Genomic DNA, 25213 nt, shown 5'->3' on the forward strand with positions numbered 1-25213 from the left:
CTCGCCTGCGGGTGCCGCCCGGAGACCGGGACGGGGCGGGAGACCGGGACGGCGGCGGGTTGCGGGTGCCCGGCCACGGGTCACGCCGGGTGACGGCGTACGGGCAACCGCGGCGGACGGCTCAGCCGAAGAACACACCGACCTCGGCGTAGCGCGCCGGATCGACGGTCTTCAGCCGCGCGGTCGCCTCCGCGATCGGCACCCGGACGATGTCCGTACCGCGCAGCGCGACCATCTTCCCGAAGTCGCCGTCGTGGACCGCGTCGATGGCGTGCAGCCCGAAGCGGGTGGCCAGCCAGCGGTCGAAGGCGCTGGGCGTGCCGCCGCGCTGGGTGTGCCCGAGGACCGTCGTCCGCGCCTCCTTGCCGGTACGCGCCTCGATCTCCTTGGCCAGCCACTCCCCCACCCCGGACAGCCGGACATGGCCGAAGGAGTCGGTGGAGTCGTCCTTGAGCACCATCTGGCCGTCCTTGGGCATGGCGCCCTCGGCGACGACCACGATCGGGGCGTAGCGGACCTTGAAGCGGGACTCGATCCAGCGGCAGACCTGCTCGATGTCGAAGCGCTGCTCCGGGATGAGGATGACGTTCGCCCCGCCGGCGAGCCCGGAGTGCAGGGCGATCCAGCCGGCGTGCCGGCCCATCACCTCGACGACCAGTACCCGCATATGGGATTCGGCGGTGGTGTGCAGCCGGTCGATGGCCTCGGTGGCGACGCCGACGGCGGTGTCGAAGCCGAAGGTGTAGTCCGTGGCGGACAGGTCGTTGTCAATGGTCTTGGGGACGCCGACGCAGGGGACGGCGTGTTCGCCGGAGAGCCGGGCGGCGACGCCGAGGGTGTCCTCGCCGCCGATCGCGATCAGCGCTTCGACCTCCTGCTTGGCGAGCGTTTCCTTGATCCGGCGGACGCCGTCCCGCTCCTTGAAGGGGTTGGTCCGCGAGGAGCCGAGGATGGTGCCGCCACGGGGCAGGATGCCGCGCACCGCCGGGATGTCCAGCGGGACCGTGTCGCCTTCCAGCGGCCCGCGCCAGCCGTCCCGGAAGCCGACGAACTCGTATCCGTACTCCTGGGTGCCCTTGCGGACGACACCCCTGATCACTGCGTTCAGACCCGGGCAGTCGCCGCCGCCGGTCAGTACTCCGACCCGCATCGCTGCTTCACCTACCTCCCGACAGTGGCCGCGCACGGCCGTGTGTGAGCCGACGCCGGTCACGCTAATGGTGCTCTGGGTCACTCCGGGATGGGACAAGCGGCGATGTCCGTGATTTACCGGGGAGTTGGCAGGGGGCGTTCACCCGTACGAGCGGATCCCTCCGGGTGGCGGCCGGGACGGACGGCGACCCTCCGGGTGGCGGCCGGGACGGACGGCGAGCGCGCCGGTCACTCCTCGCCGAGGCGCGCTGCACGCCGCGCCGCACGCCTCGCCGGGACCGCGCTTCACCCCTCGTCGAGGCCGCGCTCTATCGCATAGCGCACCAGCTCCACGCGATTGTGCAACTGGAGCTTGCCGAGGGTGTTCTGGACGTGGTTCTGCACCGTGCGGTGCGAGATGACCAGCCGCTCGGCGATCTGCTTGTACGAGAGTCCCTTGGCGACCAGGCGCAGCACCTCGGTCTCCCGGTCCGTCAACTGGGGCGCGCCCGGCTCGTCCGGCGTCGCCGGGGCCGGTTCGGTCGCCAGCCTGCGGTACTCGCCCAGTACCAGACCGGCCAGGCCCGGGGTGAACACCGCGTCACCGGCGGCCGTGCGCCGCACCGCGTCCAGCAGCTCGCCGGTGCTCGCCGACTTCAGCAGATAGCCGGTCGCCCCGGACTTGACCGCCTCCAGGACATCGGCGTGCTCCCCGCTCGCGGACAGCACCAGCACCCGCAGCGCCGGGTTGGCGCCGACCAGTTCCTGGCACACCCGCACACCGGGCAGCCCCGGCAGATTGAGGTCCAGGACCAGCACATCGGGCGCCGCGGCCTGCGCCCTGCGCACCGCCTGGAGGCCGTCACCGGCCGTCGCGACCACCTCGCACCCGGCCTCCGCCAGATCCCGTGCGACCGCGTCCCGCCACATCGGGTGGTCGTCGACCACCATGACCTTCAGCCCCTGCTCGCTCACGCTCCGCCCTTCCCCCGTTTTCCGCCCTCGGGCGCACCGCCCTTGGGGACCGTCAACTCCACTTCCGTGCCCTGGCCGGGGACCGAGATCCACTCCGCGCTGCCGCCCAGGTCCCGCAGCCGGCCGCGGATCGACAGCGCCACCCCCAGACGGCCCTCGCGCTCGGCGTCCGCGAGCCGGCCCTCGGGGATGCCGGGGCCGTCGTCGCGGACCGTCACGATCACCGCGTGCGGTTCGTCCTCCACCAGGATCCATGCCTGGGCCTTCGCCCCCGCATGCACCCGTACATTGTCCAACGCGGCACTGACAGCGGCCGCGAGCTCGGCCGCCGCGGCGGGCGGCAGCGCGACCGGGGCACCGGGTTCGGAGAAGGTGACACCGGCGCCGGCGAACGGCGCGAGCAGCGCCCGGACGTCACACGGTCCGTCAGCGGGCGTCGCCGGCACGGCCAGGGCGGACGCCGCGGCGGACTCCCCCGCCCCCTCGCCGGCCTGGTGCAACGCCGTCACCCGGAGCGCGGGCGGCGACACCAGCCCGCCGGCGACCAGGGTCCGCAGCGCGACCTCCTGCTCACCGGCCATCCGCCCGAGTTCGCTCGCCTCGCCACCGATCTCGGCACCGCGCCGCTGCACCATCGCCAGCACCTGCAGCACGCTGTCGTGGATGTCGCGGGCCAGCCGCTCCCGCTCCCGGGTGGCGGCCTCGATCTGCAGAGCTCGCGCGAGGGTGCGCTCGCTGGAGCGGGCCACCTCGACGACGTAGCCGAGGCCGACGCTGGCCACCCACACCAGCACCACGTTGTGGATGGCGTCGCGGGCCAGCTCCTGGCGCTCGACGAGATTGGCCACCGCCACGATGCTGGAGGCCACCGCCGCCCAGCGCCAGCCGCCCTTGATCGCGAAGCCCAGGACCGCACCCGCCGTCCAGATGGACGGCAGCGTCGGCCCGCCGTCCATGATCCGGGCGTGGGTGTCGACCACCAGCGTGAGCAGGATGCCGCCGACCGCGAAGCCGAGGTCGGCGACGAGGAAGTGCCGGGTGCAGCGCTCCGCCGAGGTGGTGCGCTGCCAGGTCAGCGCCGTCCAGAGGGTCAGCGCGCCCATGTAGGCGGCGGCGCCCAGCGGATGGGCGTACTGCCGGTAGGAGAGCGCGACCAGGCACAGGGTGTAGACGAGGGTGAGGATCCGGTAGCCGGTGAGCGCGCGCCACAGCGGGAGCTCGACGGACATCCGCAGCACCTTCGGAGGGCGTTTGCCGTGGCGCCTGGCGGCCATGGCGGCACCCGTCATGCCGGTGCCCGTATCCGTGCCCGTTCTGGTGTCCGTATCCGTCATTGCCGTCCCCCTCGCCGGGCGTGGTCACGCCCGGTCTCGGCCCTGCCCGTCTCTTCGGCGCCCGTCTATTCGGCGGCCGCCTTCTTGGCCCGCTCCGCCTCGGCCTTCTTCTGCGCTTCGGCCTGTGCCGCCTCGGCCTTCGCCGCGTCCGCGATCTGCCGCTTGGCCGCCGTCGCGTAGATGTCGACGTACTCCTGGCCGGACAGCTTCATGATCTCGTACATGACCTCGTCGGTGACCGACCGCAGGATGAAGCGGTCGCCCTCCATGCCCTGATAGCGGGTGAAGTCCAGCGGCTTGCCGATGCGGATGCCCGGCCGGATCATCTTCGGCACGATCTTGCCGGGTGGCTGCACCTTCTCGGTGTCGATCATCGCCACGGGGATGACCGGCGCCCCGGTGGCCAGCGCCACCCGCGCCAGACCGCCCGGCTTGCCGCGGTAGAGCCGGCCGTCCGGGGAGCGGGTGCCCTCCGGGTAGATGCCGAACAGCTCACCGCGCTCCAGCACCTCGATACCGCTCTTGATCGCCGCCTCGCCCGCGCCCCGGCCGCCCGAGCGGTCCACCGGAAGCTGGCCCACGCCCTTGAAGAACGCGGCGGTCAGCTTGCCCTTGACCCCCGGGGAGGTGAAGTACTCCGACTTCGCGATGAAGGTGACCTTGCGGTCGAGCACCGCGGGCAGGAAGAACGAGTCCGAGAAGGACAGGTGGTTGCTCGCGAGGATCGCCGGGCCCTCGGCGGGGATGTTCTCGATGCCTTCCACCCAGGGCCTGAAGGCAAGCTTCAGCGACCCGCCGATGGAAAACTTCATTGCGCCGTAGATCAACCGACTGCCTCCTGTGTGTGACGCAAAGACCTTAACCTGCCCCGGTGCCCCCCTCGCGCCGCGGCTGCCGCCGGACCTATCCGCCCGCCGTCACTTTGCGTACCCTGGGGTAACTCGCCAGGTCCCCTCATCGATCGGAGTCCCCCGGTGCCGCTCCTTCCCGGAGCCGAGCCGTTCCGCCGTGACGGCGGAGAGGTCGGCGTCCTTGTGTGCCACGGCTTCACCGGCTCCCCCCAGTCCGTACGCCCCTGGGCCGAATATCTGGCCGACCAGGGGCTCACGGTCAGTCTGCCGCTGCTGCCCGGTCACGGCACCCGCTGGCAGGATCTGCAGATCACGACCTGGCAGGACTGGTACGCCGAGGTCGACCGCGAGCTGCGGGCGCTGACCGAGCGCTGCTCCTCGGTCTTCGTCTGCGGCCTGTCGATGGGCGGCGCGCTGGCGCTGCGGCTGGCCGCCAAACACGGCGACGCCATCGGCGGGGTGGCGGTGGTCAACCCCGCCAACAAGGTCCACGACGCGGCCGGACCGCTGCTGCCGGTGCTGCGCCATCTCGTCCGGACGACGAAGGGGCTGACGAGCGACATCGCCAAGCCCGGCGCCGAGGAGGTCGGCTACGACCGGGTGCCGCTGCACGCGGCGCACTCGGTGCGCCGCTTCTTCCAGCAGGTCGACTCCGAACTCCCGGGCGTCACCCAGCCGTTGCTGGTGATGACCAGCCCGCAGGACCATGTCGTCCCGCCGGGGGACTCCGCGCGCATCCTGAGCCGGGTGTCCTCGACGGACGTCCGGCAGACGCTCCTGGAGCGCAGCTACCACGTCGCCACCCTCGACCACGACGCGGAGCAGATCTTCCGGGAGACGTTCGCCTTCATCACCCGGCTCGCCCCGCAGGCGCGGGCGGACGCGGCTTCGGAGGGGACGGCGGCCAGTGGCGGAGCGTAGCCCCCGCGACCCCCGGGACCCGCTGGACGAAGAGGCCGCCTGGGCCGAGATCGTGGCGGGCTACGGCGACCAGCCGTCGTTCCCCCCGGGCGACGCCGACGACGGCACGGATGAACCGGCGGGGAACGGCGGCTCGAAGAGCACCGGGGACGACTCCGGGGACGCCCCCGAGGAGGGCACCGCGGAAGACGCCCGGAAGGACGCCTCGGAGGACTCCGCACAGCGCTCCGCGGAGCACTCCGCAGAGGACGCCCCGGCGGGCTCCGAAGCAGAGGGCCCGGAGACGGGCAAGGCCGGGGACGGCAAGGGCGACGCCTCCCGTCCCGGCAGCTTCGTCGTCTTCGCGCCGGGCGTCGGTCCGCGCACCTGGACCCCCGCGGAGGCGTCCGACGACGACTTCGACGAGACCGACGAGGGCCACTTCACCCCGCCCGAGCCCCCGCCGCTGCCGGAGGCCGACGTGACCGCCAAGTTCGCCTGGATCGCGGTGCTCGGCGGTCCCCTGCTGCTGGTGATCCTGGTGCTGCTGCAGCAGCCGGTGACGTGGTGGAGTGCGCTCCTGGGCATCGGCGGCTTCCTCGGCGGATTCGCCACCCTGGTGGCCCGGATGAAGAACGACGACGAGGACGACAATGATCTGCCGGGCAGCGGCGCGGTGGTGTGAGTCAGCCCCCGGCCGGCACCCGCAGCGCGGCCAGCACCGGCAGATGGTCCGTCGCGGCGGTGAGGTCGCTCTCCCGCACACCCGGCAGGCCGTGCGGCACACCGCAGCCGAGGACTTCCACGCCCGGCGTGGTGAAGATCGCGTCGATCCGCTGATGCGGGTCGCGGGGCGTGGAGGTGAGCTCCCCGCCCCACGGCCGTGCCGCCCAGGCATCGGTGAGCGCCCCCGCCAGCCGCCGGAAGCTCCCGCCGTCCGGCCGCTCGTTGAGGTCGCCGCCGGCCACGGCGTACGGCACTCCGAGGGCCGCCAGCCGCTCCAGCAGCAGCCCGGCCTGCTCGTCACGCTCCCGGGCGGCAAGGCTGAGATGGCAGCTGAGCACGCCGATCCGGGTGCCGCCGATCCGCACCACGGCGGTGGCGAAACCACGCTGGTGCAGTCCGGGGGTGCGGGGCAGCAGGACATCCTCCGTGCGCTCCACGTGGGCGCGCAGGGTGGACAGGATCATCGGTCCGGCGGCGGTGGCGCCGCCGGTGACGTACACCAGACCGGCCGCGCGGGCCAGCCGTTCGGCCGTCTTGCGCCAGCGGAAGAACCGCGGCGCCTCCTGGACCAGCACGAGATCGGGCGCACAGGCCCGGATGACCCTGGCCAGGGCCGCCCGGTCGTCGCGCATCGAGCGGATGTTGTAGCTGAGCACCCGGATCACGGCCGTACCGTCGGGCTCGGTACGGGAGTCGGGAAGCGGGAGCACGGCGGCGGGTCCTCTCACCGGGATCGTCACGCGGGCCAAGATAGAGCACCGCCCGCCGCACCCCTGGGGGACGCGACGGGCAGTGCCGTACGGATGAGCAGGCGTGCGGGCCCGCGGGGTCTCAGCCCTGGCGCGCGAGGTCGGCCGCGCCGACCAGACCGGCCTTGCCGCCGAGCTGGGCGGCGAGCACCTGGGCGTGCGGCCGCCACTGGTTGCCGACCAGCCAGCGGCGGAAGGACTTGCGGATCGGCCCCAGGACCAACTCGCCCTCGTCGGAGACGCCGCCGCCGACGATGAAGGCGGACGGGTCGAAGAGCGAGGCGAGGTCGGCGAGGCCGGCGCCGGCCCAGCGGGCCAGCTCGCGGAACGAGTCGATGGCCACCGGGTCGCCCTGGCGGGCGGCCTCGCTGACGTGCCGGCCCTGGATGCCCTCGGACGTGCCGTCGCCGAGCGACAGCAGGATCTGGGCGTTCTCGGGGGTGGCGAAGGCGCGCTGGCGGGCGTAGCGCAGCAGGGCGCGGCCGGAGGCGTACTGCTCCCAGCAGCCCTGGTTGCCGCAGCCGCACAGCAGTCCGTCGGGCACCATCCGGATGTGGCCGAACTCGGCGGCGACGCCGAACCGGCCGCGGCGCAGCTTGTTGCCGATGATGATGCCGCCGCCCAGGCCGGTACCGAGGGTGATGCAGATGACGTCGCTGTGGCCCTGGCCGGCGCCGAACCTGTACTCGCCCCAGGCCGCGGCGTTGGCGTCGTTCTCGACGACCACGGGGAGGCCGACGCGCTGCTCGACCTTGTCCTTGAGCGGTTCGTGGCGCCAGTCGATGTTCGGTGCGAACAGGACCGTGGCGCGCTTCTCGTCGACATAGCCGGCGGCGCCGATGCCGACGGCCTCGACGGGGTGACCGGCCCCGACGGTCCGCACCGCGTCCGCGATGGCCTCGGTCAGCGCGTCGGTGGCATGCGGAGTCGGAACCTTGCACGTCTCAAGGATCGAGCCCTCTTCGTCGACCACGCCGGCCGCGATCTTCGTGCCGCCGATGTCGACGCCGATGGTGAGTCCCATGTGTCCCTCAGTTTTTCGCTCGAACCCCGCCAGGACCCACCGTACCGGAGGCGGGGGCGCCGGCCGTGCCCGTCAGGCGGCGGGCCCGGGCGGCCGCCCCGTGGTGCGAGGCCGTGCCGGGGGGACTCAGTCGAGGTCGATCCGCTCGGTGCCGGAGGGGCCGTCGTCGTCGCGCGGGTCGTCGCCGCGGCGGGCGGCCGGGTCCTCGTCGAGGTCGTCGCGGGTCCAGCGGCGTTCGCTGCTCTCGACGGCGGAGCGGTAGGCGGCGAGGAGTTCGGAGCCGGCCGCGGCGAGGTGGTCGAAGAGGTCGGGGTTGCGCTCGATGACCGGCTCGACGGCCGCCTTGGCCTGCTTGAACAGCTGGCTGACGGCGCCCTGCGCGGCGATGCCGCCGAGCGCGCCGGGCAGCTGGATGCCGGAGAGCTTGTCGGTCACCGCGTCGGCGAGCTTGCGCAGCTCCTCGGCCGCGCTGCCCGGCTGCGGACCGTGGGCGGCGCGGTGCCGGGCCTTCTCGGTCGCGAGGTCCTCGGCGCAGGCCGTCTCCCAGGCGTCGGCGTCGGGCTCGGCCCTGCGGTCGGCGGGGCGCTCGGTGGCATCACTCATGGGGAACTCCGTGACTCCTGCGGCGAGGCGGTACGGCGAAGGGTGCGGGACGGCACCCCGGGGCATGGCCCACCCTCGACGGTACCCGAACGGTGGTAGCGCGTTCAGTCGCTCTTGGGCCACAGATCCGGATCCGGGGTGAAGCGGATCTCCAGGGAGCCGTCGCGCAGTCCGGCGCCGGAGACGGTGCAGCGGCGCAGCGCGGAGGGGAGCGTACGGATCCGCCGGAAGCGGCCGACGCTGACCACGATCTCGTCGCCGCGGCGCACCAGGCCGAGGCCGTTGCGTTCGGCGCCGGGCAGCGGCACCCGCCAGACGAGGATGCCGTCGGTGGCCAGCCGGTCCTCGACGGTCCAGGGGTCCGGGCGGGGCCCGTCGCCGGGTTCCTCCGCGCCGATGCCGGCGGCGGGTCCGTCGATCAGCCCGTCCAGCTCGTCGACGCCCTGCGGGTCGCGGCCCAGGTGCGCCACCTCGTGGACCGGGATGTCGGGGAACTCCTCGCGCAGCGCCTTGAGGGCCGTCTGCTGGCTGCCGGAGAGCGCGGCGAGGAACGGGTCCGCCGAGCCGGTGGGCAGCAGCCGGTTGACGACCACACCGTCGGTGCGCCGGCCGTGCAGCGCCAGGCCCGCGCGGATGGTGCGCAGGTTGGCGGCGGCGACCGGTCCGGCGTCGGTGACCAGGCGTACGGACGTGCCGGGGTCGTCGATCGTCCGCTGGACGGCGGCGAGTTCGCTCTCCCAGCGCCCGGCGGCGTCGTAGAGCTTCTGGGCCGGCATCGGAACACCGGCGAGCTGGGCGAGCACCGGACGCAGTGCGCGGGCCGTCTGGCGTTCGGGCGGCAGCAGGCGGCGCAGATAGCGGCGCACCTGGGCCGGCAGGGCGAGCAGCCGGATCGTTTCGGCGGCCGAGGGCATGTCGACGACGACCATGTCCCAGTCGCCCGAGGCGTGTTCGGCGCGCAGCGCGTGCAGCAGCGCGAAGTCCTCGGAGCCGGGGAGTTCGGTGAGTTCGTCCTCGTCGAGGGGGCTGGCGCCGAGCAGGTCCAGGGCCGCGCCGGCCCGCTCCTGGAAGGCGAGGAATTCCTGGCGGAAGCGGGCGCCGGGGTCGATCCGCAGGGCGTGCAGGCCCGGTGCTATCGGGGTGGGGGCACCGGCGCCGAGGGGGGTGCCCAGCACCGCCTCCGGGGCGCTGCTCCCGGTGGTGAGCAACAGCGCCCGCGCGCCCCGGCGGGCACCGGCCAGGGCGGTCGCGGCGGCGAGCGTGGTGCGGCCCGCGCCGCCGGGGCCCGTGACGAGGACGATGCGCACGCTCAGAGCTTCTTGGCCTCGTCGGCGGACCCGGTCGCGGCGGACCCGGCGGCGTGGTCGGACCCGGCGGCGTGCTCGGCCGGACCGCTCTCGACGCGCTTCTTCAGCCCGGCCAGCGCACGGTCGATGATGACCTTCTCCGCCTTGCGCTTGATCATCCCGAGCATGGGGATCTTGACGTCGACGGTGAGCTGGTAGGTCACCTCGGTGCGCGCGCCGTTGCCCAGCGCGGCCAGGCGGTAGGAACCGTCGAGGGCACGCAGCATCTGCGACTTGACCAGGGACCAGCTGACCTCGTTCGCACCGGTCCAGGTGTAGGCGAGGGTGTGGTCGTCCTTGATCGCTCCGGCGTCCAGCAGCAGGCGCACCTGCGCGGCGCGACCCTGGTCGTCCTTGTCCAGGACCTCCGCCTCCTTGACCTCGCCGGTCCATTCCGGATAGCGGTCAAAGTCGGCGATCACTCCCATCACTTCGGCGGGTGCCGCCTCGATCGTGATGCTCGAGCTGGTGTGTTCGGCCATCGCCGTGACTCCTCCATGCCGATTCATGCCGGTCCGCCGACCTTCCCCGAGCTCTCGGGTCCTCCCCCGCTCTCGGCTTCGCTCGAGCGGGAGCACCTCCATGAGCCGGGGAGACCCCATTGCGCGGTGTCTGTGCTGCTACCGGCTCTGAGGCTACCGCGCGGGAACCTGCGGGCGGACACCAGCAGGCCCGGCACGACGGGGCGGGGCGCCGCCAGGACGCCCACCACCGGGTTCACGCCCCGGGGCCGCCGGTCTCACCACTCCATGACGTAGGGCGTCCCGGTCGCATTGAAATGGCCGACATTGATGCATTCCGTGGCCCCGACGCGGACCCGGCGGGCCAGCGGCTGGTGCACGTGGCCGAAGAGGGCGTAGCGCGGCCGGGTGGTGCGGATGGCGTGCAGCAGGGCGGTGCTGCCGCGCTCGAAACGGCGGGCGACGGTGTCATAGCAGAGCTCGGGGACCTCGGGCGGGATGTGGCTGCACAGCACGTCCACCTCGCCGACCGCCTCGACCTTCGCGGCGAACTCCTCGTCGCTGATCTCGTACGGGGTGCGCATCGGCGTGCTCAGACCGCCGCCGACGAAGCCGAAGACCCGGCCGCCGATCTCCACCCGCTGGCCGTCCAGGACGGTGACGCCCTCTCCTGCGTACTCGGGCCACAGACGCGGGATGTCGACGTTGCCGTAGGTGGCGTACGTGGGGGTGGGGAAGGCCGCGAAGAGTTCGGCGTACTGCCTGCGGACCGCGCCCTCGATGACCGACTCCCGGCTCGCGCCCGTGGCGTCGAGCTCGCCCCACAGCCGGCGGCCCAGGGCGCGGGCCTCCTCGAAGCGGCGGGCGGTGCGCAGTTCGACCAGTGCGTCGGCGTTGTCGGTGCCGAAGAGGTCGGGGAAGATGCCGCGCGAATGGTCGGCGTAGTCGAGGAAGAGAACCAGGTCGCCGAGGCAGAGCAGGGCATCGGCACCGGTTCCGGCCGCCGCGAGGTCCCGGCTGTTGCCGTGTACGTCACTGACCACATGCACACGCATGGCGTCACCCTAGATCGCGCGGGCGGGCGCGCGGGAGGGGGGACGGCACCTCGGGTTACTTTCGGGTCACCGACCCGCTGGTCTAGTCTGCGCGGGAAAAGTACCCCCTGACATGTCCCCAGCGTGTGACGCATCGAACATCTGGCCATCCCCTCTATCCCCCAAGCAATACCCATGGGTAACGTCCGGGCAGTCCAATCCCCCTTGCATCACCATGGACCGCCGTCGGTGTACACACAGCGTCGTGGCGCCGGCGCTTTTGAGGAGCAGCAGTCTTGCGCGAGTTCAGCCTTCCGGCCCTGTACGAGGTCCCCGCGGACGGCAATCTGACGGATCTCATCCGCCGAAATGCCGCGCAGCACCCGGATGTTGCCGTCATGGGACGCAAGGTGAACGGCGGGTGGCAGGACGTCACCGCCGCCACCTTCCTCGCGGAGGTGCGCGCCGCCGCCAAAGGTCTGATCGCTTCGGGCGTCCGGCCCGGTGACCGGGTCGGCCTGATGTCGCGCACCCGCTACGAGTGGACGCTGCTGGACTTCGCCATCTGGAGCGCGGGCGCCGTCACCGTCCCCGTGTACGAGACCAGTTCGGCCGAACAGATCCAGTGGATCCTCGGCGACTCCGGCGCGGTGGCCTGCCTGGTGGAGTCCCCCACCCACGAGGCGACCGTCGAATCGGTCCGCGACCGGCTGCCGGAGCTGGAGAACATCTGGCAGATCGAGCGGGACGCCATCGCGCGGCTGCGGGCCGCGGGCGCCGGCGTCACGGACGAGGAGGTGGACGCGCGCAGCGCGCTCGCCGACGCTGACTCGCCGGCCACCATCGTCTACACCTCCGGCACCACCGGCCGCCCCAAGGGCTGTGTGCTCAGCCACCGCAGCTTCTTCGCCGAGTGCGGCAACATCGTCGAGCGGCTGCGGCCGCTGTTCCGCACCGGCGAGTCCTCGGTGCTCCTCTTCCTCCCCATCGCGCACGTCTTCGGCCGGCTGGTGCAGGTCGCCGCGGTGATGGCGCCCATCAAGCTGGGCCACGCCCCCGACATCAAGAACCTCACCGACGACCTCGCCTCCTTCCGGCCGAAGCTGGTCCTGGGCGTGCCGCGGGTCTTCGAGAAGGTCTACAACTCGGCGCGGGCCAAGGCGCAGGCCGACGGCAAGGGCAGCATCTTCGACAAGGCGGCGGACGTCGCGATCGCCTACAGCCGCGCGCTGGACACCCCGGGCGGCCCGTCGTTCGGCCTGAAGCTCAAGTACAAGGCCTTCGACCGGCTGGTCTACGGCAAGCTGCGCGCCGTCCTCGGCGGCCGCGCCACCCACGCCATCTCCGGCGGCGCCCCGCTCGGTGAGCGTCTCGGCCACTTCTACCGCGGGATCGGCTTCACCGTCCTGGAGGGCTACGGCCTGACGGAGTCCTGTGCGGCCACCGCCTTCAACCCCTGGGACCGGCAGAAGATCGGCACCGTGGGCCAGCCGCTGCCCGGTTCGGTCGTGCGGATCGCCGACGACGGCGAGGTGCTGCTGCACGGCGAGCACCTGTTCACCGAGTACTGGAACAACCCGTCGGCCACCAAGGAGGCGCTGTCCGACGGCTGGTTTCACACCGGCGACATCGGCACCCTCGACGAGGACGGCTACCTCGCCATCACCGGCCGCAAGAAGGAAATACTGGTCACCGCGGGCGGCAAGAACGTCGCCCCCGCCGTGATCGAGGACCGTATCCGGTCGCACGCGCTGATCGCCGAGTGCATGGTCGTCGGCGACGGCCGGCCGTTCATCGGCGCGCTGATCACCCTCGACGAGGAGTTCCTGCCGCGCTGGGCCGAGGAGCACGGCCACCCCGCCGATGTGACACCATCTCAGATCGCCGGGGACCCGGAGCTGCTGGCCGCCGTGCAGCGCGCCGTGGACGACGGCAACGCGGCCGTCTCCAAGGCCGAGTCGGTGCGCAAGTTCCGTATCCTGCCGACCCAGTTCACCGAGGAGTCGGGCCATGTCACGCCGTCGCTGAAGCTCAAGCGGAACGTGGTGGCGAAGGACTTCGCGGAGGACATCGAGGCGATCTACCGCGCCTAGCCAGGGGGTCCCCCGGGCGGGCCGGGAGTGGTCCCTTACCGCTGTGATCCGCCGTCGTGGCTGCCCGCCACGGCGGCGGATTGTCGTTGTCCGGGACGCCGTCCGCCCGCCCGCGCCGCACGGGGCGGCGGCCTGGGCGGCCTGGGCGGATGTCGTCGGGCGTCCCCTAGAGCAGTTCCTTCAGCCGTTCCGCCAGCAGGTCCCAGCGCCACTTCTCCTCCACCCAGGCGCGGCCGCGTGCGCCCATGGTGCGGCGCAGGTCCGGGTCCCGGAGCAGGGTGATGATGCGGTCCGCGGCGGGGGCCGGGGAGCCGCCGGGGACGACCCAGCCCGTCTCGCCGTCCAGGACCGCGTCGGGGGCGCCGCCCGAGTCGCCCGCCACCACGGGGAGTCCGGTGGCGGAGGCCTCCAGGTAGACGATGCCGAGGCCTTCGACGTCCAGCCCGCCGCGGCGGGTGCGGCAGGGCATCGCGAAGACGTCGCCGGCGCCGAAGTGGGCCGGCAGCTCCTCCCAGGGGACCGCGCCGGTGCAGCGCACCGCGTCCCCGACGCCCTTCTCCTGCGCCAGCGCGTGCAGCTCCTTCTCGTACGGGCCGCCGCCGACGATCAGCAGCACGGCATCGGGCACCGCGGAGACGATGGCCGGCATCGCCTCGATCAGGGTGTCCTGGCCCTTGCGCGGGACGAGCCGCGAGACGCAGACCACCACAGGGCGGCCGGTGAGCCCGAGCGCGGCCCGCACGGCGTCGCCCCCCGAGCCGGGGTGGAAGGTCTTCTCGTCCACGCCGGGCGGCAGTTGGACCATCCGCCGCGCGGCGTGCGGGGTGAGCGCACCGGCGATCCGCGAGCGGGTGTACTCGCCGAGGTAGGTGAGTGTGTCGGTGCCCTCGCCGATCCGGCGCAGCAGCTGCCGGGCGGCCGGCAGCTGCGCCCAGCCCGCCTCATGGCCGTGCGTGGTGGCCACGATGCGGCGGGCACCGGCCGAGCGGAGCGCCTGCGCCATCAGTCCGAGCGGCGCCGCCGCGCCGAACCACACCGAGGAGCAGCCGTGTTCGCGCAGCAGCCCGGTGGCCCGGCGGGTCACTCGCGGGGTGGGCAGCAGCATCGTCGTACGGTCGCGTACCACCGGGAACGGCTGCTCGGCGTCGAAGGCGGCGGTGGCCGCGAGACCTTCCGCGCTGCGCTTCCAGGTCGAGGCGTAGACGACGACCTGGGAGGGGTCCAGGCGCAGCGCCATGCTGTGCAGGAAGGCCTGGATGCCGCCGGGCCGGGGCGGGAAGTCGTTCGTGACGATCAGGGTCTTGTGCACGATGGTCTCTCGGCGGTGGTCTCGGCGGTCGGTCTCGGCGGTTCCGCCCGACAGTACCGGTCGGCGCCCGGCCGGGGGCGGCCCGCCCCGCCACGCCCGTTCTCGTCTACGGTCGTGACCGGCCGCTACCGGCATCATGCAGAGGGCACGGGCGGTCCGCGTGCACAGGGCACCGGGTCCGCGGTGCCGAGGGCGGCGCCGGAGGGCCACGGCCGAGGAGCGATGAGGTGACGATGAGCAGCATCAGCAGAGCGCGCGGGGTGTGGCTCCCGGTCGCGGCGTGGGCCGTGACCCGGGCCGTGATTCTGCTGTGCGTCCTGAGGGTGCTGGTGCTGCCCGGACCTGATGTCACCACCGATGTCTCGGTGATCTATCAGAACTGGTCCGAGGTCCTGAAGACCGGCACCTTCCCGCTGGCCGATGTGACCTGGCAGTACCCGCCGGCCGCCGCGCTCGCGATCCTCTCCCCGGGCCTGCTGCCGTTCCTCGACTACGCCCCCGCGTTCTACACCCTGATCCTGGTCACGGACGCGGCGGCGCTGGCGCTCTTCCTACGGGCCGGCCGGCGGCCCGGCCATCGCCCGGCGGGGGCCTGGGTGTGGATCGCCGGCGTGGCGCTGCTGGGCCCGACCGCCTACGCCCGCTACGACCTGATGGTGGCCGCCGTCGCCGCCGCCGCGCTGTTCGCGGCCGCCCGCCGGCCACGGGTGGCGGGCGCACTGGTCGCCTTCGGTGCGCTGCTGAAGGTCTGGCCCGTGCTGCTGCTGACGGGGGCGGCGGTGCGCGGACGCCGGGCCCGCGCGCTGTGGTGGAGCGCGGCCGGCACCGCGGCCGCGCTGACCCTGTTCTTCGTGGCCGCCGCACCGGGCGCGCTGGCCTTCCTCACCTTCCAGCGCGATCGCGGGACGGAGGTCGAATCGCTCGGCGCGCTGGTCTTCCACATCGCCCGGCAGTACGGGTGGGACGGGCAGGTGCTGCTGCACTACGGCTCGCTGGAATTCCTCGGCCCGGGCGTCCCGCTGGTCAGCACCCTGGCGCTCACCCTGAGCCTCGCCGCCGTGGGCTGGCTGTTCCTGTGGCGGCTGCGCGCCGGGGAGCCGGGCCCCACGACACCGATCGACGCCGCCTTCACCGCCACCCTGCTGTTCACGACCACCAGCCGCGTCATCAGCCCGCAGTACATGCTCTGGCTGGTGGGGCTCGCCGCGGTGTGCGTGACGGTCCGGGCCGGCCGGCAGACGCTGCCGGCCGTGCTGGTCCTGCTGGCCGCCGGGATCACCCAGCTGGAGTTCCCCGTCTGGTTCGGGCACATCGTGGCGAGCGATCTTCCGGCCGTGGTGCTGCTGGCCGTGCGCAACGGCCTGCTGGTCGCCGCGTCGCTGCTCGCCTGCCGCCGGCTGTGGGTCTCGACGCGGGGCGGCGGGCCCGGGCGTACGGGACTGCCCGGCGTGGTGCGCGCTCGCCGGCCGGCCGGCGAGGGCGAGACCGCTGCCGCTCCCCCGCGGCTCACCGGCTCCGCCGCGCAGACACCGGCGGACGGATCGCCCGCACCGGGACACTGAGCCCGGCGGGCCCCTCACCGCCGCAGCTGTGCCGTCACATAGGCCCGCCACTGCCGGGTGAACTCCGCGAGGCCGATGCCCAGTTGGGAGCGCAGGGCGCGGTCCGTCCGGTCGGCGTGGGCCGGCGGCCGGTGTCCTGGCCCGGCGGCCCGGGCGGCCGCGCGGGAGTCCGCGGCGAGGGCCGTGGCCGCCTCCATCGGCGCCCCCGCGTTCCCCGACGAGACACGCAGCGCGCTCTTGCCCGCCGCCCGGTAGAAGGCGATCAGCTTGGCCTCGCCCCACTTGCCGGCGATCATCCGGCAGGCCAGCCAGCTGCCCTCGTAGGCCTTGGCCAGCCGGTCGGCACCGGCCTTGAACCCGAAGTCCGCGTCGGTCGGCAGGTGGGCGGGGACCTTGCCCCGGGCGAGGGCGCGGGTGAGTTCGGGGGCGGTGGTGGCGGGCTTGCGGTGGCTGTCCCGGTAGGCGACCCAGTCGGCGAAGCCCTCCGAGAGCCACAGCGGGGTCGCCGCCGTGGTGGCCGTGCGGGTGGCGACATGGGTGGTCTCGTGGGTGAGGACCACCGTGCGGCCCAGGTCGTTGAGTTCTTCGTAGGCCTCGGGGTTGATGATCACGCGGTCCGCGGGCGCAGGCGCCGAGACGCCCGCCTCCCCCGTGGTGACCGCCGCGATCCCCGCATAGCCGGACGCATCGTCGCTGCCCATCAGCTGCGCCATCCGCTCGACCGAATCAGGCGCCTCCACCACGACCTTCTGCGACCACTTCCCCTTCCAGGCGGCCGACACCGCGGGCACCGCCCGGTCCACCCGGTGGGCCAGATCCTTCAGCCGCGCCAGGTGCGCGGCGTCGCCCAGGACCAGGCTGTGCCGGCCGCGGACCAGCCGCACCGGGCCCTGGTCCCACAGCTGGCGGGTGCCGCTCTTGCCCGCCGCCGCGCCGTCGGTGTCGGAGGAGACCAGCCAGCGGCCGTCCCGCCGGGTCAGGGTGAGGTACTGGGCGGCGTGCACCGGCGAGGTGTCGTAGCCCTTGAAGCGGTAGCGCAGCTGCACCTTCGCGGCCAGCTGCGTACCGGTTTCGCCGGCCGCCAGCGGGAAGGCGCCGGTCGCGTCGAGCTCGTAGTGCCAGTCGGCCAGCGGCACGCCTGCCAGATGGTCGAACATCGTGCGCTGGCGGTCCCGGTAGCCGGTGGCCCGCGGGTCGACGGTGGCCAGGAAGCCCGCCGCGTCCCGCCGCTGGACGGCCCGCGCACGGGTGTCGAGCATCCGCTGGACGTCCGGGTAGCGGGCCGGGGTGGAGTTCGTGGGCGCACAGCCGGTCAGCGGGGCGAGCAGCGCGAGGAGCAGGGCGGCGCAGCCCGCTGCCCCGGCCCGCGACAGCCGTCGTCCCGCCCACTGGTGTGACATGCGGACGATCGTAGATCCGGCCCGGCCGGGGCAAAAACGCTGCGCTCCGCCTCAGGGCCTGGTGAGGGAGGAGATCGGCATCATCCCGACGGGGTCGTAGCGCACCCGTGCGCCGGGATAGGGCGCGTGGACCACTTGGCCGTTGCCGACGTACATCCCGACGTGGCTGCCGTCGGAGCGGTAGATGACCAGGTCACCGGGCTGCGCCTGGCTGAGGGGCACCTGCCGGCCGGCGCCGCGCTGCGCCTGCGAGGTACGCGGGAGGGAGACGCCGGCCCGCCCGTAGGCCCATTGGGTGAGTCCGGAGCAGTCGAAGGACGAGGGGCCGTTGCCTCCCCATGCGTAGGGCCGGCCGACCGCGGCGCGCACCGCGGCGACGGCCGCGGCGGCCCGCCCGGAGGCCGGTGCGGCCCCCCGCAGGTCCGGGGCCGCCTCGTGGCGGCCGTCGCTCCGGGAGGCCCGGGCGTAGGCCTCCCTGGCGTCCCTGGGGAGCGCGTTCAGCAGCCGCCGCGCCGTGGCCAGCTTGTGCTGGACGTCCTTCTTGTGGCGCGCGACCTCCTTGCGTCCGGCCTCCAGCTCCGCCAGCTTCCGTACGGTCTCCCTGCGCTGCTGCTCCAGGGAGCGCTGTGCGGCCCGCAGCCCGCGCAGCTCACGGGCCTGTCCGGCGCCCAGCCGGTCGAGGGCGGAGGCCTTCTCCAGGTAGGTCTCGGGCCGTTCGGAGAGCATCAGCCTGACCGTGGGGTCCATCCCGCCGGCCCGGTACTGGGCGGCCGCCAGCGCGCCCAGCCGGCCGCGCATCCGGTTGACCCGCTCCTGGGCGCGGGCGGTGCGGTCCTGGAGGGCCGCCACCTGGCCGCGCAGCTTCTTGGTCCGGGCGTCCGCACCGTTGAACTTCTCGGTGGCCCGCTCCGCCTGTTCGTAGAGGTGGTCGACCCGCGAGGCCGCCGCATCGCGGTCGGCGGCGGTGCGGCCGACGGGGTCGGCCACGGCCTGCGGTGCCGACAGCGCGCCGGCCGCGGTCGCCAGGGCGGCCGACACCACGGTGACTCCGGCGAGGGCGGTCCGGCCTTGCTGCGAGGTACGGCGGTGGGACGCCACGAGAGCCGACTCCTTCCGATGGGGTACCCCCTGCGTGAGCGCAGCCGAGAGCTCGGGGGAAGCCCCTGCCGCCCCGGGAGGGCGGTCGGTGAAACCGGAAGCTGCGAGGGCAGACAGTACGGCGCCGGTGCGATCCGGCCAAAGCCACCATTTCACCCGCAAAAAGCCGCCCCGCCGGTGACTGTGCAGGTCACCGGCGGGGCGGCAAGTCAGTGGCCGAAGCCGCAATTCGCCCGTTCGGGCGGCAGGTTGAGCAGGTTGTGAGGCTTTTCAGACCCGCACGCCGAACGCGAACTCCATGTTGCTCATGGGCTCGTAGCGCACGGAGGCGCCGGGCTTCGGTGCGTGCAGCACCTGGCCGTTGCCCGCGTAGAGACCGATGTGGTGCAGGTCGCTGTAGAAGAGCACCAGATCGCCGGGCTTGAGGGCGCTCTGCGAGGCGATCCGGGTACCGGCGTTGGCCTGTGCCTGCGAGGTACGCGGCAGCGACTGGCCGGCCTGCTGGTAGGCCCAGGAGGTCAGACCCGAGCAGTCGAAGGAGGACGGGCCGGTGGCGCCCCAGACGTACGGCGAACCTATCTTGGACTGAGCGGCGGCCAGGGCGGCCGCACCGCGCTGCGAGGCCGGCACGTCATCACCGAGGTTGACCCGCGAGTTGCTGCGGTTGGCGCGGTTCTGCTCGGCCTGCATGGCCGCCCGCTCCTTGGCCGTCATCTTGTTGAGCAGCTGCTGCGCCTCGGCCAGCTTGCCCTTGATCTCGTCCTTCTTGTCACCGAGCGCCTTACGGGTCTCGGAGAGGTCCTTGATCTTGGCCGAGGCCTCCGCGCGCTCCTGGGCGAGCCGGCGCTGCTTGTCCGCGACGGTCTTGAGCTGGTCGGCCTGCTTGCCGCTCAACTGGTCGAGCGTGGCGGCCTTTTCGAGGTAGGTGTCCGGGTCGCCGGAGAGGAACAGCTGGACCGAGGGGTCGATGCTGCCGCTGCGGTACTGACCGGAGGCAACGGCACCGAGGCCCTTGCGCATCTGGTTCAGCTCACCCTGCCCGCGGGCGACCTTGTCCTGGAGGTCGTCGACCTCCTTCTGGAGCTTGTCCTGCTGCTCCTTGACCCCGTCGTACTTCTCGGTGGCCTGCTCGGCCTCGTTGTACAGCTTGTCGACCTCGGACTTGACGTCCTTCTTCGACTGGTGCGGGTCGGCCTGGGCGGCCTGGGACGAAAGGGCGACGGCCGCCGCGGCGGTGGCGGTGAGCACGGTCACGCGAGTACGGCTCGGCTGCTTGGGTCGACGGTGGGACGCCACGGGGGCGAGCTCCTTCTTCCTCCAGCCGCCTACCGGGAAGTGGGGGGGGTGAGACCCCGGCTCCGCGTGAACGCCGCGGACTCGGCGGTACCTTCACGGTTCATCCCGGTTGGATGATCAGATTCATGAAGGTTCGGGGCTGACCTTAGTAACCGAGCTGTGATCGCTTCAAATCCTCAGGGAAAAATTCTGCGCCACCAGCCCCATCTTTTACCAACATCGCACAGGCAGTGAGCGCCACTTGACGCTCAGAGACGGATTGCCGGCGCTTACGGTGTTTCGGCGGCCGGACGACGGGCAGTGCGTCAGGTCCGGGCAAGTCGTTTGAGGAGCAGTGCCGATGCCACCGGCCGCGCCCCGGCCTTCGCCACCCCGTCGGCCACTTCCCGGTCCGTGGAGACCACGACGACCGGACGGCCGGGCGGTTCGGCCCGAACCAGCTGACGAATCAACTCATCGGCCGTTACGCCCGGTTTGCTGAACAGGACCCGGACGCCGCGCGGCGGGGCGAGCAGCACCGGCGCCGCGAGCTCCGCACCGTCGAAGACACAGGTCATCTCCGCACCGGTCTGCGCCGCCAGCACCGCGAGGCCGCCCAGCAGCCGCAGCCGCTGCTTGTCGAGCGGCATGGTCGGATAGCCGGTTTTGGTGACGTTGTAGCCATCCACCACCAAATGCGCCTGCGGCAGCGCCAGAAGCTGGTCGAGCAGCGCCGGGTCCATCTCCGACAGCGCCCGCGTCGCGATGTCCTTCGGGGTCATCCGTCCCGGCGCGACCGCCTCGACGGTGTCCGCCGGATGGACGCTGGCGGGCGGCAGCGCGAGTTCGCGGCGCAGCCCCTGCGCCGCGTCCAGGACCGTGTCCAGCAGCAGCCGCAGCCGCATGTCCTCGACGCTGCGGCCCTCGCGGGCGGAGCGCCGGCTGGTCTCCAACGCCGTCTCCGCCTCGGTGATCCGGGCCTTGAGCCGGCGCACCTCGCTGTCCGCCGCGGTCTTCTCCGTGGCCGCCCGGTCCCGTACGTCCGCCATGGCGGCCTCGGCCTTGCGCACCGCGGCCTCACCGCGCTTGACGTCGCTCAGCGCGCTGCGCAGCTTGCGGCGCAGCGACTCGCTCTCCTTGCGGGCCGCGTCCAGGTCCACCCGGATCCGGTCGGCCTCCGTACGGGCCTCGCCGCGCGCCTGCGCCAGCTCCTCGCGCAGCCTGGCCAGCTCGCGTTCGGCCTCCTCGCCGGCCCGCTCGGCGCGCGCCCGCTGCGCCTCCTCACCGGCCGCCGCGACGAGCTTGACCCAGCCTTCGGGGCGCAGCACATAGGCGGCCGCCGCGACATCGAGCGGATCCGCGGCCGCGGGCGGGGTGCCGTGCTCCAGCGCCTCGGCGAGCTCCGACTGCGCCTCACGCAGCTTCCCCGCGATCCGCTGCCGGAAGACCGCGTCGCTCTCCAGCGCCGCAGCCATCGCATTTCCGGCGAATTTGGCCCGACGAGTCGGGGTGAACCGGGCGTACTGCCGCAGCGGGGGCGGGAGTTCGGCGAGCGTCAGCGCGCCGAACGACTCCGCGGTGAGCGCCACGACCCGGCGCCGTACGCCCTCGGGCAGCGGACGGTCGAGCACGTCGTCGGCCGCACCCTCGGGTGCGTCCGCACGCCGGTCCCCCGACTCCCCTTCTGGACGGTCCACCACGGCTGCATCGCTCCGATCTCAGGCGTTCGCGCCCGGACGGTCGACCAGCTCGATCTGGTCGACCGCGTTGCACCAGCGGCAGCGCACGGACTCGATGCTCTCACTGAGGACCTCGCGCTCCTCCACCGTCGGCGCCCCGGCCAGGTCCAGGTGGACGTACTCCACGACCTTGGAACGGCGCGTCACATCGAACCGCGTGAGGTTGCCGCACAGCGTGCAGCGCCACCGGGTCCCGTCCGTCGGCAGGGGAACAGCCATCGTGTCGTCCTCTTTCGTGCTCATCGGTGTCGTGCTGCTGCGCGGTTCACGCGGTGCGCCGTCGGATCGCGGAAGTACGCAAAGTACTGCCTGTAACCCTACGGCCTGATGGGGGGCCGGTGCGGGCCCGCCCAGGTGCCGGGACGCGGCGAGGCACTCTGTCCCGATTGCCCGCATTGGGTCATGATCACCTCATGACGGCGCCGGCCCCTTCACCCCGTTCACCCCGCTCGTCCGGTCTCCTCCCCCGCCCTCCGCACCCCACCCGGTCGCTCGCCGCGGTGTTCTCGCGGATGACGAATGTGCTGACCGGCCTGTGCTGCGCGGTCTTCGTGCTCGGCCCCGCCTCCGGCCTGAACCGGATATACGGCACCGGCGAGGCCCTGCTCAAGGCCCAGACCGCATATTTCGAGCGGTGGGGCGTGATCCCGCTGGAGCTGTGGAGCGGTTCGGTACGGGCGCTGGTCACCCCGCTCACCGCGTTATTCGTGCACGGCAGCTGGCTGCACCTGCTCGGCAACGTGCTGTTCCTGTACGTCTTCGGCGCCATGACCGAGGCACGTATGGGCAGGCTGCCGTTCACCGCCTTCTACCTCATCATCGGCTACCTGGCGCTGCTCGGCTACGCGGCCGCCCACGCCACCTCGGGCCAGACACTGGTGGGCGCCTCCGGCTCGATCTCCGGTGTCCTCGGCGCCTTCCTCTTCCTGTTCCCCACGGCCCGGGTCACCAGCCTCTTCCCGTTCCTCTTCTTCCTGCCGCTGCGCTTCCCCGCCTGGATCGTGCTGCTGTTCTGGTTCTTCCTGCAGTGGCAGGCCGCGCAGGACGACCCCCGCGGCCCCGGCGTCGCCTACCTCGCCCATGTCATCGGCTTCACGCTCGGCTTCCTGTACGCCTGGGCCCGCTACCGGAGGGATAGTGTGGGGGCCACCAGGGGAGATGACCGGGCGACCGAGGGAGAGAGCCAGCCGTGATCACGTCGATCGTGCTCATCAAGACCAACGTGGACCAGATCCCGGAGATCGCCGAGAAGATCGCCGCGCTGGAAGGGGTCAGCGAGGTCTACTCGGTCACGGGCGCCCACGACCTGATCGCCATGGTGCGGGTCGCCGCCCACGACGACCTCGCGGACGTCATCCCCGGCCGCATCAGCAAGGTTCCTGGCGTCGCCTCCACGGAGACGCATATTGCGTTCCGGACGTATTCGCAGCATGACCTTGAGGCTGCCTTTGCGATTGGGCTCGACGCGTAGCCCAAATTTTTTCCCACGTTTTCGGCTTTCCCGACGTAGTTGTTGTTCGCCGTTTTGCGCCCGCTTCGCGAGTGCGCCGGCCGTTTCGCCTGCGGCGGGCGGGGTCCGCTGCGCGGGGCTGTGGGTGCGGTGACGGACCTCCGGGGCAGGGGTGTGGGACTGCTTCGCTTTACGTCCCACACCCCTGCCCCTCCGGCCCGTCCCCTCCCGTGAGTGGAGGAAGTGAAGGTGGGTGGGGGCGGGCGTCGATCACAGACATTTCCCGGTGCCCGCGCCACAGTCCATTACTCGTGCCAGGGCCATTTCCCCGTGCCAGGGCCATTCCCCTGTGCCCACGGGCATTCCCCTACGTCCACAACGCGCACCGGACCAGCCACAGCCACCCCCCACCGGCCCTCTTCCCACCCACCCAACGGGAGGGGACGGGCCGGAGCGGGTGGGTGTCCGGACGTAAAGCGAAGCAGTCCGGACACCCACCCGCGCAGGCCCGTCACCGCACCCCGACAGCCCCGCGCAGCGGACCCGCCCGCCGCAGGCGCAACGGCGGGACAGCCGAACCCGGGGCGGCCGCAAAGCGCAACGGACCGGCCCGCCGCCAGGCGCAACGGCGGCAAACCCCCACGGCGGGACGGCCGAAAACGTGGGCCAGCGGCAAAGCGCAGCGGAACGGCGGGGAAGACAAAAACGTGGGATTCACACCGCGCTGCGCGCGGGAACGCAACGGCCGTCCTCCGTCTGATAGTTCCAGCGGGCGCCGTTGGTGACCAGTTCCTTGACGGCGCGGAGGAAGCGGTCGACATGCTCGTCGGGGGTGCCGGCGCCGAAACTCACGCGGATGGCGTTCAGGGAGCGCTCGCCGGGGGCCGCGTCGGGCGCCCCGCACTCTCCCGGGTCCTGCGGTTCGCTGCCCAGGAGGGTGCGGACGAGGGGGTGGGCGCAGAAGAGGCCGTCGCGGACGCCGATGCCGTACTCGGCGGAGAGCGCGGCCGCGAAGTGGGAGCTGTTCCAGCCCTCGACGATGAAGGAGAGGACGCCGACGCGTGCCGCGTCCTCGCCGAAGAGGGAGAGCACGTTGACCTCGGGCACCTCGGCCAGGCCGGCGCGGAGGCGGGCGATCAGCTCCTGTTCGCGGGTGGCCAGGTCCTCGAAGCCGGCTTCGGTCAGGGCCTGGCAGGCCGAGGCGATGGCGTAGGCGCCGATGACATTGGGCGAACCGGCCTCGTGCCGGGCGGCGGTGGTGTGCCACTCGACGTCCACCCCGCCGTCGGTGCGCCGGGCGACCTTGCGGCTGGCGCCGCCGCCGGCCAGGTACGGGGCGGCGTTCTGCAGCCAGTCCGCGCGGCCTGCCAGCACACCGGCGCCGAACGGCGCGTACAGCTTGTGGCCGGAGAAGGCGATCCAGTCGACGTCCAGCTCGGCGATGTCCACGGGGTGGTGCGGGACGAGCTGCGCCGCGTCCAGCACGATGCGCGCGCCGTGGGCATGCGCGGCGGCCGCCAGCTCGCGCACCGGCCACAGCTCACCGGTCACGTTGGACGCACCGGTTACACAGACCAGCGCCGGGCCGTAGGGATCGCGCTCGGCCAGTGCCTTCTCCAGGGTGTCCACCGCCTGCCGCGGGGTGCGCGGCGCGTTGAGGTAGGTCACCGCGACGTCCGGGCGCTGCTCCCAGGGCAGCAGCGAGGCGTGGTGCTCGGTCTCGAAGACGAAGACCCGGGTGTGCTCGGGGAGTACGGCCGCGAGGAGGTTCAGCGAGTCGGTGGTGGAGCGGGTGAAGACCACCTGGTGGTCGTCGCCGCAGCCCAGGAACTCCGCGATGGTCCGGCGGCTGTTCTCGAAGAGGTCGGTGGACAGCTGCGAGAGGTACCCGGCGCCGCGGTGCACGCTGCCGTAGTACGGGGCGTAGGCCGCCACGTCGTCCCAGACCCGCTGCAGTGCGGGGGCGCTGGCGGCGTAGTCCAGCGCGGCGTAGTCGACCTCGCCGCCGGTCACCAGCGGGACGCGGACGTCCCGGCCGAGGACGGGCAGCGGGGCACAGACGGAGCGGTCGGCGGCAACGGCGGAAACAGACATGGCGAACTCCCGTAAGAGGCAAGTGAATTCGCTGCGGGGCGGAGCGCGTCGGGTGTGCG

The 25213-nt window shown here is 72.6% G+C and carries 23 protein-coding genes; 6 read left to right on the forward strand and 17 right to left on the reverse strand.

Translation table 11 applies throughout. The annotated features are described in order from the left end of the window. Positions 1–121: 121 nt before the first annotated feature. The 4 genes from ABR737_RS13605 to ABR737_RS13620 all read right to left on the reverse strand — a co-directional run bounded on the left by ABR737_RS13605 (position 122) and on the right by ABR737_RS13620 (position 4252). Positions 122–1150 (reverse strand): 6-phosphofructokinase, encoded by a 1029-nt coding sequence (locus ABR737_RS13605; protein WP_350250442.1) that lies wholly within the window; start codon positions 1148–1150, stop codon positions 122–124. Between the two features lie 287 nt (positions 1151–1437). Continuing rightward, on the reverse strand, positions 1438–2082 hold the full coding sequence (locus ABR737_RS13610) for a response regulator (RefSeq protein WP_502964480.1): 645 nt from the start codon (positions 2080–2082) through the stop codon (positions 1438–1440). A gap of 20 nt (positions 2083–2102) precedes the next feature. Next, a complete protein-coding gene (gene macS, locus ABR737_RS13615) occupies positions 2103–3380 on the reverse strand; it encodes a MacS family sensor histidine kinase (RefSeq protein ID WP_502964481.1) in 1278 nt (425 codons plus the stop codon). Between the two features lie 125 nt (positions 3381–3505). After that, the gene (locus ABR737_RS13620) at positions 3506–4252 is read right to left on the reverse strand and encodes a lysophospholipid acyltransferase family protein (RefSeq protein WP_088797274.1); all 747 of its coding nucleotides are present in this window, start codon (positions 4250–4252) and stop codon (positions 3506–3508) included. Positions 4253–4414: 162 nt separating this feature from the next. Here ABR737_RS13620 and ABR737_RS13625 point away from each other — a divergent pair, with 162 nt between their 5' ends. Continuing rightward, complete coding sequence (locus ABR737_RS13625; RefSeq protein ID WP_350250444.1) at positions 4415–5212, forward strand: alpha/beta hydrolase; 798 nt, start codon at positions 4415–4417, stop codon at positions 5210–5212. Beyond that, positions 5199–5876, forward strand: coding sequence for a hypothetical protein (locus ABR737_RS13630; RefSeq protein ID WP_350250445.1), 678 nt, complete (start codon positions 5199–5201; stop codon positions 5874–5876). The genes ABR737_RS13625 and ABR737_RS13630 overlap by 14 nt, the downstream gene beginning before the upstream one ends. A gap of 1 nt (position 5877) precedes the next feature. On the opposite strand, the gene ABR737_RS13635 is transcribed toward ABR737_RS13630, so the two are convergent. From ABR737_RS13635 to ABR737_RS13660, 6 genes are all read right to left on the reverse strand, one after another. Further along, positions 5878–6627 (reverse strand): endonuclease/exonuclease/phosphatase family protein, encoded by a 750-nt coding sequence (locus ABR737_RS13635; RefSeq protein WP_350256776.1) that lies wholly within the window; start codon positions 6625–6627, stop codon positions 5878–5880. A gap of 121 nt (positions 6628–6748) precedes the next feature. Further along, positions 6749–7690, reverse strand: coding sequence for an ROK family glucokinase (locus ABR737_RS13640; RefSeq protein ID WP_350250446.1), 942 nt, complete (start codon positions 7688–7690; stop codon positions 6749–6751). A 126-nt stretch (positions 7691–7816) separates the two neighbouring features. Continuing rightward, the gene (locus ABR737_RS13645) at positions 7817–8293 is read right to left on the reverse strand and encodes a DUF5304 domain-containing protein (protein ID WP_350250447.1); all 477 of its coding nucleotides are present in this window, start codon (positions 8291–8293) and stop codon (positions 7817–7819) included. A 104-nt stretch (positions 8294–8397) separates the two neighbouring features. Further along, positions 8398–9600 carry an ArsA family ATPase gene (locus ABR737_RS13650; protein ID WP_350250448.1) on the reverse strand — a complete coding sequence of 401 codons (1203 nt, stop codon included), beginning with the start codon at positions 9598–9600 and terminating at the stop codon, positions 8398–8400. A 2-nt stretch (positions 9601–9602) separates the two neighbouring features. Continuing rightward, positions 9603–10121, reverse strand: coding sequence for an SRPBCC family protein (locus tag ABR737_RS13655; protein ID WP_350250449.1), 519 nt, complete (start codon positions 10119–10121; stop codon positions 9603–9605). Between the two features lie 257 nt (positions 10122–10378). Continuing rightward, positions 10379–11155, reverse strand: a complete 777-nt coding sequence (locus ABR737_RS13660; protein ID WP_350250450.1) for a metallophosphoesterase family protein — start codon at positions 11153–11155, stop codon at positions 10379–10381. Positions 11156–11430: 275 nt separating this feature from the next. Here ABR737_RS13660 and ABR737_RS13665 point away from each other — a divergent pair, with 275 nt between their 5' ends. Continuing rightward, complete coding sequence (locus ABR737_RS13665) at positions 11431–13227, forward strand: AMP-dependent synthetase/ligase (RefSeq protein WP_350250451.1); 1797 nt, start codon at positions 11431–11433, stop codon at positions 13225–13227. Positions 13228–13393: 166 nt separating this feature from the next. Here ABR737_RS13665 and ABR737_RS13670 read toward each other — a convergent pair whose 3' ends face one another. After that, positions 13394–14536: a glycosyltransferase family 4 protein gene (locus ABR737_RS13670; RefSeq protein ID WP_350250452.1), complete on the reverse strand. Its 1143-nt coding sequence runs from the start codon at positions 14534–14536 to the stop codon at positions 13394–13396. A 233-nt stretch (positions 14537–14769) separates the two neighbouring features. Between ABR737_RS13670 and ABR737_RS13675 the strand changes: the two genes are divergently transcribed. Beyond that, complete coding sequence (locus ABR737_RS13675) at positions 14770–16098, forward strand: glycosyltransferase 87 family protein (RefSeq protein WP_350256777.1); 1329 nt, start codon at positions 14770–14772, stop codon at positions 16096–16098. Between the two features lie 14 nt (positions 16099–16112). On the opposite strand, the gene ABR737_RS13680 is transcribed toward ABR737_RS13675, so the two are convergent. The 5 genes from ABR737_RS13680 to ABR737_RS13700 all read right to left on the reverse strand — a co-directional run bounded on the left by ABR737_RS13680 (position 16113) and on the right by ABR737_RS13700 (position 21829). Next, positions 16113–17498, reverse strand: a complete 1386-nt coding sequence (locus tag ABR737_RS13680; RefSeq protein WP_350250453.1) for a hypothetical protein — start codon at positions 17496–17498, stop codon at positions 16113–16115. 51 nt (positions 17499–17549) lie between these two features. Then, positions 17550–18596, reverse strand: coding sequence for a C40 family peptidase (locus ABR737_RS13685; RefSeq protein ID WP_350250454.1), 1047 nt, complete (start codon positions 18594–18596; stop codon positions 17550–17552). A gap of 270 nt (positions 18597–18866) precedes the next feature. Beyond that, positions 18867–19892 (reverse strand): C40 family peptidase, encoded by a 1026-nt coding sequence (locus ABR737_RS13690; RefSeq protein WP_350250455.1) that lies wholly within the window; start codon positions 19890–19892, stop codon positions 18867–18869. 305 nt (positions 19893–20197) lie between these two features. Next, complete coding sequence (locus ABR737_RS13695) at positions 20198–21571, reverse strand: NYN domain-containing protein (protein WP_502964315.1); 1374 nt, start codon at positions 21569–21571, stop codon at positions 20198–20200. Between the two features lie 18 nt (positions 21572–21589). Then, the gene (locus ABR737_RS13700) at positions 21590–21829 is read right to left on the reverse strand and encodes a hypothetical protein (RefSeq protein WP_030086623.1); all 240 of its coding nucleotides are present in this window, start codon (positions 21827–21829) and stop codon (positions 21590–21592) included. Between the two features lie 293 nt (positions 21830–22122). On the opposite strand from ABR737_RS13700, the gene ABR737_RS13705 reads away from it, so the two are divergent. Next, positions 22123–22803, forward strand: a complete 681-nt coding sequence (locus ABR737_RS13705) for a rhomboid family intramembrane serine protease (RefSeq protein WP_350256779.1) — start codon at positions 22123–22125, stop codon at positions 22801–22803. Further along, on the forward strand, positions 22800–23081 hold the full coding sequence (locus ABR737_RS13710) for an Lrp/AsnC family transcriptional regulator (RefSeq protein ID WP_086716532.1): 282 nt from the start codon (positions 22800–22802) through the stop codon (positions 23079–23081). Before ABR737_RS13705 ends, ABR737_RS13710 begins: the two co-directional genes overlap by 4 nt. A 693-nt stretch (positions 23082–23774) precedes the next feature. Here the strand turns inward: ABR737_RS13710 and ABR737_RS13715 are convergent. After that, positions 23775–25154, reverse strand: a complete 1380-nt coding sequence (locus tag ABR737_RS13715; protein ID WP_350250456.1) for an aminotransferase class V-fold PLP-dependent enzyme — start codon at positions 25152–25154, stop codon at positions 23775–23777. Positions 25155–25213: the final 59 nt, after the last annotated feature.

It is taken from the genome of Streptomyces sp. Edi2 (assembly GCF_040253635.1).
Classification (GTDB): domain Bacteria; phylum Actinomycetota; class Actinomycetes; order Streptomycetales; family Streptomycetaceae; genus Streptomyces.

Coding starts and splice junctions, on each gene's coding strand:
- ABR737_RS13610 (WP_502964480.1), bottom strand. CDS start 2,082: ATGGTGGTCGACGACCACCCGATGTGGCGGGACGCGGTCGCACGGGAT.
- ABR737_RS13680 (WP_350250453.1), bottom strand. CDS start 17,498: ATGTCACACCAGTGGGCGGGACGACGGCTGTCGCGGGCCGGGGCAGCG.
- ABR737_RS13655 (WP_350250449.1), bottom strand. CDS start 10,121: ATGGCCGAACACACCAGCTCGAGCATCACGATCGAGGCGGCACCCGCC.
- ABR737_RS13660 (WP_350250450.1), bottom strand. CDS start 11,155: ATGCGTGTGCATGTGGTCAGTGACGTACACGGCAACAGCCGGGACCTC.
- ABR737_RS13675 (WP_350256777.1), top strand. CDS start 14,770: ATGAGCAGCATCAGCAGAGCGCGCGGGGTGTGGCTCCCGGTCGCGGCG.
- ABR737_RS13705 (WP_350256779.1), top strand. CDS start 22,123: ATGACGAATGTGCTGACCGGCCTGTGCTGCGCGGTCTTCGTGCTCGGC.
- ABR737_RS13645 (WP_350250447.1), bottom strand. CDS start 8,293: ATGAGTGATGCCACCGAGCGCCCCGCCGACCGCAGGGCCGAGCCCGAC.
- ABR737_RS13715 (WP_350250456.1), bottom strand. CDS start 25,154: ATGTCTGTTTCCGCCGTTGCCGCCGACCGCTCCGTCTGTGCCCCGCTG.
- ABR737_RS13605 (WP_350250442.1), bottom strand. CDS start 1,150: ATGCGGGTCGGAGTACTGACCGGCGGCGGCGACTGCCCGGGTCTGAAC.
- ABR737_RS13620 (WP_088797274.1), bottom strand. CDS start 4,252: ATGAAGTTTTCCATCGGCGGGTCGCTGAAGCTTGCCTTCAGGCCCTGG.
- ABR737_RS13640 (WP_350250446.1), bottom strand. CDS start 7,690: ATGGGACTCACCATCGGCGTCGACATCGGCGGCACGAAGATCGCGGCC.
- macS (WP_502964481.1), bottom strand. CDS start 3,380: ATGGCCGCCAGGCGCCACGGCAAACGCCCTCCGAAGGTGCTGCGGATG.
- ABR737_RS13700 (WP_030086623.1), bottom strand. CDS start 21,829: ATGGCTGTTCCCCTGCCGACGGACGGGACCCGGTGGCGCTGCACGCTG.